This is a genomic window from Streptomyces alanosinicus (assembly GCF_014650595.1).
Taxonomy (GTDB): domain Bacteria; phylum Actinomycetota; class Actinomycetes; order Streptomycetales; family Streptomycetaceae; genus Streptomyces; species Streptomyces alanosinicus.
In genome coordinates this window covers 1-7416 of sequence record NZ_BMVG01000087.1, presented here as the reverse complement: position 1 = coordinate 7416, position 7416 = coordinate 1, and the positions used below count along the sequence as shown (strand labels likewise).

Here is a 7416-nt window from a genome sequence, read left to right as displayed (position 1 = left end):
CCACACCGTGATGCCCGTGCAGCGGGCGACGTTCATGCACGCCTGGACGGCGCCTGCGTATGCCGTGGGTGTCGCCTGGGCGATGTCGAGTTCGGTGATCTGGACGTCCACGCCGAGCGCGGCGAACTTGGACAGGGTGGCCTGGAAGCTGGCCGGGGGGCCGCCGGCGCCGAAGTGGCTCTGGAAGCCGACGCAGTCGATGGGCACGCCGCGGGACTTGAAGTCCTTGACCATGTTGTAGACGCCCTGGGTCTTGGCGTCGGTCCAGTTCTCGATGTTGTAGTCGTTGTAGCAGAGCTTGGCCGAGGGGTCGGCCTTGCGGGCGGTGCGGAACGCCTCCTCGATGAAGCCGTTGCCGAGCACGTCCTGGAAGACCGAGGTGCGGTGCTGGCCGCTGCCGCCGTCGGCGAAGGCTTCGTTGACCACGTCCCAGGCGTAGATCTTGCCCTTGTAGTGGCTCATCTCGGTGGTGATGTGGTTGTCCATCACGCTGCGCAGCGTGTTCGGGTCGGTGATCGCCTTGACCCAGGCGGGCAGTTGGGAGTGCCACACCAGGGTGTGGCCGCGCATCCGCTGCCCGTGCGCGGTGGCGTGGGCGACGATCTGGTCGGCCGGGCCGAAGTTGAAGGTGCCGCGGGAGGGTTCGGTGGTGTCCCACTTCATCTCGTTCTCCGGGGTGTTCATGTTGAATTCCCGGTCGAGAATGGTGGAGTACGTCGAGTCCCCGAGCCTGCCCGAGGCCACGGCCGTACCGAAGTAGCGGCCGCTGCCGGCCGCCGCGGCGGCCAGGGTCGGCGTGCCGGTCTTCGGCGTGCGGGCCTTCGGCGTGTGGGCGGCCTGGGCGACCAGCGGCACGGCCGCACCTGCGGCGGCGAGCACCACGGCAGCGGTGAGCACACGGCGGGTTGCCGGACGGCGGCGATGAGAGCGGTTCTGATCTGGCAACGGATTGCCTTTCTGGCGCGGCGGGCCTTGATGTCGGCCCCGGATATCTGCCAGTTGCCGCCACACATACAAAGGTTGCCGTGATCGGGAAGGAGTGCGGGGCGGCTCGCCGCCGGCCTCCGCCACCACGTCCGGAATCCCGAACCTCCCACTCGCCGCACTGGACATCACGTGACCAGACCGGGCGGATCGCCTGGACGATGCCGCCCTGAGACCAGGGCCCACGGCCAGAGCTGAAAACAATCGATTGAAGCGGCAACCGTTCCGCTCCGTCCGGCCACTCAGGGGTGCACCAACCACGGTGAGTGCAGTCAGCTGCGCTACGCCACCCGTATCCACGCACTCCGATCGGGAGCCCCACGTGTCACCTGACGACCCGACCACCACCGAGCAGCCGATGCCGGCGCCCTGGCGCTCAACGCGAACGCCGCCGCGCCGACCGTCAAGATCTCGGTGGATGCCGGTACCTCCCTGGGCACGGTCCCCAGCACCGGGGTCGGCATCAACACGGCCATCTACGACCCGCGCATGAACGACGCCTCGACGTCAGCGCTGATGAAGGCCGCGGGAGTGCGCCAGCTGCGCTACCCCGGCGGCTCCGTCGCGGACGGCTACCACTGGAAGACCCACACCTTCAGCGGCGGCGGCAGCTGGGCCGCGCCGGGTGACGACTTCGACCACTTCATGGCGACCGCGAAGAAGGTCGGCGCCCAGCCGATCATCACCGCGAACTACGGCACCGGCACGTCCGACCTGCTGAACACCCCCGCCAAGATCGCCGGCACCACCTCCGCACTGCGCTCGATGATCGCCACCTACGCCGGCGCGCACGCCGCTTCGGTCGAGATCGCGGTCACCGAGACCGACGGCGACTTCTCGCCCGCCAAGACCAGCCAGGCCGCGGCCCTGTTCGCGCCGGACACCTACATGAGCTGGTTCGAGCACGGCGCCGTCAACGTCGACTGGTGGAACGTGCACAACGGCATGGGTACGGCGCCCACGACCGTCAACGGCGAGACCGACTACCAGGACGAGGGCGTGCTCTCCAGCGGAAGCTGCTCCGCCGGGCACTGCGAACCGGCCCGCGACACGCCCTTCCCCACCTACTGGGGCATCCGCTCGCTGACCGTACTGGCCCACCCCGGCGACACCATGGTCAAGGCGTCCTCCGCCAAGCAGTCGGTCGCCGTGCACGCGGTGCGCAGCCGCAACGGCGGCCTGAACGTCATGCTGATCAACAAGGACCCGCAGAACACGGCGCAGGTCTCGCTCTCCTACGCCGGATTCACCCCGGCCCCCGGGAAGGCCAGGACCGTTTCGTACGCCAAGGGCGGCACCGCCCTCACCACAGCGGCGCAGGGAACGGCGGCCACGCAGATGCTGCCGCCGTACTCGATCACGACGCTGCAGCTGAAGCCCTCCTCGGCGACCACCGGCACTCACAGCCCGTCTCATGCCGCCCCGCCCGCCGCCGCGGCACCGGTGGCCTCCGCCTCCGGCACGATCGGCACCCGCGCACAGGCGAAGGCGGCCGGCGCACCCGACAGCCGGCCGGAGCAGAGCAACACCGCCGGCGGCCTGGCCTGCGGCGGAGCGAGGTGCTGGACAGATGATGGACGTATTTCGCCTGTAGCACGTCTTCAGTCCGGCAGTCGGGTCACGTCCGGGAATGCGTTGCCGTTGCCGCGAAGTTGACCCGGCAGACAACCACCGACGGCGACAGGGAAACGGCAGGATGACGCAGGTGAGGGAGCTTTACCTGAGTGTGGCGGACACAGCGGCGAAGCTGTTGGCCGCTCCGGAAGTGGCAGACGGCTGGCACCAGCCCTCTGCGCTGGCGAAGCTCAGCGTCCAGGGCCTGGCGGGTCACCTGGCCGGGCAGGTCTTCTTCATTCCCACGGTGCTCGCAGAGCCAGTACCTACCGAGCCCGCCATCTCGATCCACGAGTACTACGCGCGAGTCAGCTGGATCGGCTCGGATCTCGACACCCCGTTCAATCAGGCCATCCGGTCCGGCGGAGAGGAAGAGGCAGCCGAGGGTCCGGCCGTGCTGGCCGCGCGAGTCGCCGCATGCGTCCAGGAACTGCGCGGCATCCTGCCCGCCAGTCCGGACCGCCTGGTTCGCCGCCCCACCTGGGGGCCGTGGTCGATCAGCGTCGACGACTTCATCACCAGCCGGCTCCTGGAACTCGTTGTCCACTCCGACGACCTTGCGCACAGCGTTGGGTTGCCGACCCCGGGGTTCCCGGCCCCCGCCGTCGAAACCGTCGTGGACTTGCTGTCCCGGATCGCCTTGCGGCGGCATGGCGCGACCGATGTCCTGCGCGCACTGAGCCGCAGCGAACGTGCACCTGCTTCCATCTCGGCGCTCTAGCGCAAGCGCAGGAACCCGTCAAAAGCTCATGTACCGCCCTCTGGGGATCTCCCACCACGATGTCAGGGACCCCTGCCGCGCCCGCTGCGAAGGCGAGCTGCTTGGCGAGATCACCGCCGACGGCCACGACGAGATCGACGCCGACCTCTGCGGCCGAGCGCCCGATCTCACGGTGGGCTTCAACGGCTTCGTCGCCCAGCTCCAGCATCTCTCCGAGTACGGCGATCCTCCGGCCGCCCGCGGCCTCGGTCGTCTGGCCGTACGCGGAGTCAGAACCTCATGCCTGACCGCGATTTTCAGGAGTTCTGTCACCGTGGGGGCCGTGCACCCGTAGGCGAGCAGGATCATTCTGAGCGATGCGAGGCCGCACGCCCGGTTGGACCATTCGATCCTGTCTCCCAGCGCCCAGCCTCTGTGTAGCTCCCACTCGGCGGGGTCGATCAGCTGTTGGCACAGGGGGACATCGTGGACGCGCGGCACAGCGGCGGGCTCCTCCTGCAAGACGGCAGCCGCCCGAGTCAGCGTGGTGCTGGAGAACGCGGGAGTGGGCAGGGGGACGGTATTTCGGCGAGTCGGCCACACGCAACGCCGGAGGCGTGAAGGCGCGTGACGTCGGCGCGCGTGAGCAGTGTGCGGGGCGCGCCTGTGCGCGTGTTACGCCTGGAGCGGGTGCGTGGGCGGTTGTGGGCCCAGGATCCCGCGGTCGCCGCCTCCAAGGCGCTGCGTTTCGCGCCCGGGGATCTGACTGGTGACGGGCTGGGGATGGACAGGGCCCGATACGACCGACTGAGCCGCACCGTGGACGAGGTGTACCACTGCGGGGCCTCGATGAACATGGCCGCCCCCTACCGGCACCTCGCCTCGGTCAACGTCGGTGCCACGGCCAGGGTGGTGGAGTTCTGCCGAAGAGGGCGGGTCAAGCGGTTGCACCACCTGTCGACACTGGGGGTGTTCCTGGCGGCGCGTGAATCCGGCCGGCCCGAGGTGGACGAGCGGACACCGCCCTCAGCCCAGACCTGCGGACGGATCGGCTACCCGCGCTCGAAGTTCGAGGCCGAGACACTGGTGGCCGGGGCCGCCGCACAGGGCCTGCCGGTCACGGTGTACCGGCCCGGTCTCGTCCTGGCGGACTCGCGCAGCGGTGTGTCTCCCGCCGACGACTTCGTCGCCCGGCTCCACGCGGCCGCCGTCCTCACGGGCTGCCATCCACTGAGTCTGAGCCGCATCCCCGTCGTACCGGTGGACTACACGGCCGAGATGATCGCCGAGTTGTCCCCGCGGCCCGCACCCACGGCTGGGGCGTACCACGTGTTGCTGCCCGAGGCGCGACCGGCCGTGGAACTGTTCGACCAGGCGAAGGACTACGGGTATCCGCTGGTCGAGGTCCCGCCGGACACCTGGCGCGCGGAGCTGAAGGCGCGAGGGAGCAGTCGTACGGCGCTGGCCATGCGCACGCTCGCCATCGCCGAGTACATCCTCGGCCTGTCCAAGCACCGCGCGCTGCCGGACCACCGGTGCGAGGCCGTCACCGACGTGCTGCGCCGACTCGGCCGGCACGAACGGCTGGGGTCCGGCTTCTTCACCCCGATGTTCCGCTCCTTCATCGACCGGAACGTGCTGCCACCGCTGCCACCACTGCCACTGTCCTGACCCCCACCTCGACAACCCGGCGCAATGGAACGTACCCATGGATACCTCCGCCCCCTCGGCCCGCGACCTCCTCGTGCGGGCACTCACCTCCGCCTTCCAGGTCGGCCCCGACGCCGTCACGGGAGACGCGAGCCTCGCCGATCTGGGTCTCGACTCCCTCGCCGTGGTCGAGCTGATCGACCAACTGTCCGAAGAGCTGGACGGCGTCGTGCTGAGCGATGACGCACTGCACCCGGCGATGACCGTGGACGAGCCCGGACCGGCGCAGGACACGAAGGGGGTGGTGGAGGTGGACCGGACCGTCAACGCGGTCGGCTATGTCGGCCTGGGAGGTGACAAGGTCCTGATCGGCTGGCCGTTCGCCGGGCAGCGGGTCACCCTCCGGCTCGACGGGAAAGTCCTGCAGGTCCTGGGCGAGCAGCGTGTTCTGCAGGCCACTCTGCCCAGCCCTCTGCCGCCCTCGGCCTGCGGGCGCCTGCAAGGTGCTCGTCCGGCCGGGCCGTCACCGCTGCTGCCTCCGCCCGGTGAGCAGATCGTCGAGCGGACGGTCAGCAGCGTCGGCGGCTTCATGGTCGCCGGACAGCGCGTCCAGCTTGGCCGCGGCTATGCGCACCAGGTCGTCACCGCCCACCTGGACGAGACATCGATCCGGGTCTTTCACAGCGGCGAGCTCCCGTCAACCATCAACTGAGACTCGACACGGTCGGGCAGGGCTTGAAGTCGCGTGTGCAGGCAGGCAGTTCGACACCTTGGCGGTGTGCGAGCGGGAGGAAGGTCACCGGTCGGATCGCCCACGTGATGCGGGTGTGGTCCTGGGTGACCGTGACCGTGACCGTGACCGTGCAGGGCTCGGAGCGCAGAAGGGCGCGATGTGTTGCTGTCCGGCCCTGGGACAGCCAAGCCCATGCCTCGTCGGAGGCGTCGCAGTCCAGCGCGGGTGAGATCGTGTGGAGTGCGACCGCGACCCATCTGTCTGCCTGGGGTGCCGAGTAGGCGTCGACCTGGACGGGCTGGTCATCCGCGTCCGCGTGGCCGAGCCGGAGCGCACCAACGGCAGGCGCGCTCCTGGTGGGGCCAAGTCCGATGCGGGCGTCCGTACCGTCGCCCTTCCGCCGTTCCTCCACGTGGAGCCGTGCCCGCACCGCCGTCGGCCTCCCGGACGGCTTCCGCTTCTACGACCTGCGTCACACCGGGCACACGCTCTCAACGCGCTCCGGCGCCACCCTCAAGGACACGATGGTCCACGCGGGCCAGTCCTCCGAGAAAGCCGCGATGATCTACCAGCATTCCGACGACGAGCGTCAGCGTACGGCGGCGTGCTCGCGGAGTCCGAGACGTGGGGCGTCTTCGCGGCGACGCACCAGGAGCTGAGGGCGTTTTACGCGCATGCGGCCGAGTATGGGGGTGCGGTGGTGAAGTGGCTGCCTGAGGCGTGAGTTGTGGGTGAGGTGTAACAGTTTCGGCCTGCCGCGCTCTGTCCAAGCGGACGGCCACGCCGGCCGTCCAGGACAGGGGGACACGACTCGTGCAGTGGACGACCGGAAACGGGGGAGCGTACGGCGAGGATCCGTACGACGGCGCCGGGTACGCGTATGCCTACGGCCGCGAGGGGTACGGCCACAGCGGATACGGCCGCGAGGGGTACGGCCACAGCGGATACGGCGGCGAGGGCTACGGCCACGAGGCGTACGGGGGTGACACGGCCACGCTGGCCTGGGACCCGGCACAGCCGGCGCAGTGGGCGCAGCCGCACCCGACGGCGTGGGACGGCGCCGGCGGTCCGGCGTGGGACGCCGGCCACGGCGACGTCCTCACCATGCCCGCCCCGGAGACCGACACACAGCCCATCCCTTTCGTGCCGGGGCCTGAGCCGGAATCCGAGCCGGACCCGGACACACTGGAGGGCGAGCCGGCGGGGCCGGTCTTCGTGGATGTCTCGGGGCGGCGCCAACGCCGCGTGATGCGTGCCGCCCGGCTGCTGATGATTCCCGCCGCCGGTTATGTCGCCCTGCTGATCAGCACTGTGCTGGGCGGCCCTGGTGTCAGCGCTCCCTTCGTCCCGCAGCCGGACTCCGCGCACCGGGCGCCGCCCCGCGTGACCGCCTCCGACTCCCCACCCGCCCCCGGCCACTCAGCGGGGCGTGCGGGCTCCGCCGCAGGGCACGCCGACTCCCGCCCCACGGCGCAGCGGACCTCCCCGCCCGTCCGGCCGACAGCCTCGACCGCCCCCGCGACCAGCGCACCGCCCACCAGGGCCACTTCCCCGACGGCCACCGCCAGTCCGACCCCGACCTCCTCCTCCCGGGGGCGTGCCCTTGGGACGTCCCACAAGCCCGTGAAGTGACCCAAGGCCCTGACGTGACCGACCGCCGCCGCACCGCTCCGCGCCGCCACAGCCGTACCCGCCACATCACCCCCCGCACCCACTGGCTGCTGATGAGTGTGCT

Annotated in this window: 7 protein-coding genes and 3 pseudogenes; 8 read left to right on the top strand and 2 right to left on the bottom strand. The window is 70.2% G+C overall.

What is annotated here, in order from left to right; genetic code table 11:
* The coding region (locus IE277_RS45935; protein WP_189960003.1) for a glycoside hydrolase family 10 protein at positions 1 to 897 on the bottom strand (897 nt) is incomplete at its 3' end.
* A 501-nt stretch (positions 898 to 1398) separates the two neighbouring features.
* On the opposite strand from IE277_RS45935, the gene IE277_RS45930 reads away from it, so the two are divergent.
* From IE277_RS45930 to IE277_RS45910, 6 genes and pseudogenes are all read left to right on the top strand, one after another.
* Positions 1399 to 2640 carry a hypothetical protein gene (locus IE277_RS45930; protein ID WP_229882576.1) on the top strand — a complete coding sequence of 414 codons (1242 nt, stop codon included), beginning with the start codon at positions 1399 to 1401 and terminating at the stop codon, positions 2638 to 2640.
* A gap of 40 nt (positions 2641 to 2680) precedes the next feature.
* Positions 2681 to 3319, top strand: a complete 639-nt coding sequence (locus IE277_RS45925; protein ID WP_189960002.1) for a maleylpyruvate isomerase N-terminal domain-containing protein — start codon at positions 2681 to 2683, stop codon at positions 3317 to 3319.
* A gap of 28 nt (positions 3320 to 3347) precedes the next feature.
* Positions 3348 to 3653, top strand: coding sequence for a hypothetical protein (locus IE277_RS50065; protein WP_373311021.1), 306 nt, complete (start codon positions 3348 to 3350; stop codon positions 3651 to 3653).
* A 311-nt stretch (positions 3654 to 3964) separates the two neighbouring features.
* Positions 3965 to 4969 carry an SDR family oxidoreductase gene (locus IE277_RS45915; RefSeq protein ID WP_189960000.1) on the top strand — a complete coding sequence of 335 codons (1005 nt, stop codon included), beginning with the start codon at positions 3965 to 3967 and terminating at the stop codon, positions 4967 to 4969.
* A gap of 37 nt (positions 4970 to 5006) precedes the next feature.
* Positions 5007 to 5186: pseudogene (locus IE277_RS48660) on the top strand (acyl carrier protein); the annotation flags it as partial.
* Between the two features lie 30 nt (positions 5187 to 5216).
* Positions 5217 to 5654: pseudogene (locus IE277_RS45910) on the top strand (IS481 family transposase); the annotation flags it as partial.
* On the opposite strand, the gene IE277_RS45905 reads toward IE277_RS45910, so the two are convergent.
* On the bottom strand, positions 5653 to 6054 hold the full coding sequence (locus tag IE277_RS45905; protein WP_506005356.1) for a hypothetical protein: 402 nt from the start codon (positions 6052 to 6054) through the stop codon (positions 5653 to 5655). The pseudogene IE277_RS45910 and the gene IE277_RS45905 overlap by 2 nt on opposite strands.
* On the opposite strand from IE277_RS45905, the pseudogene IE277_RS50300 reads away from it, so the two are divergent.
* Positions 5956 to 6286: pseudogene (locus IE277_RS50300) on the top strand (site-specific integrase); the annotation flags it as partial. The gene IE277_RS45905 and the pseudogene IE277_RS50300 overlap by 99 nt on opposite strands.
* 208 nt (positions 6287 to 6494) lie before the next feature.
* A complete protein-coding gene (locus tag IE277_RS45900; RefSeq protein WP_189959996.1) occupies positions 6495 to 7313 on the top strand; it encodes a hypothetical protein in 819 nt (272 codons plus the stop codon).
* Positions 7314 to 7416 lie beyond the last annotated feature (103 nt).

Excerpts from the sequence above, each read along its gene's own strand:
- IE277_RS45925 (WP_189960002.1), top strand. The coding sequence starts at position 2,681 with ATGACGCAGGTGAGGGAGCTTTACCTGAGTGTGGCGGACACAGCGGCG.
- IE277_RS50065 (WP_373311021.1), top strand. The coding sequence starts at position 3,348 with ATGTACCGCCCTCTGGGGATCTCCCACCACGATGTCAGGGACCCCTGC.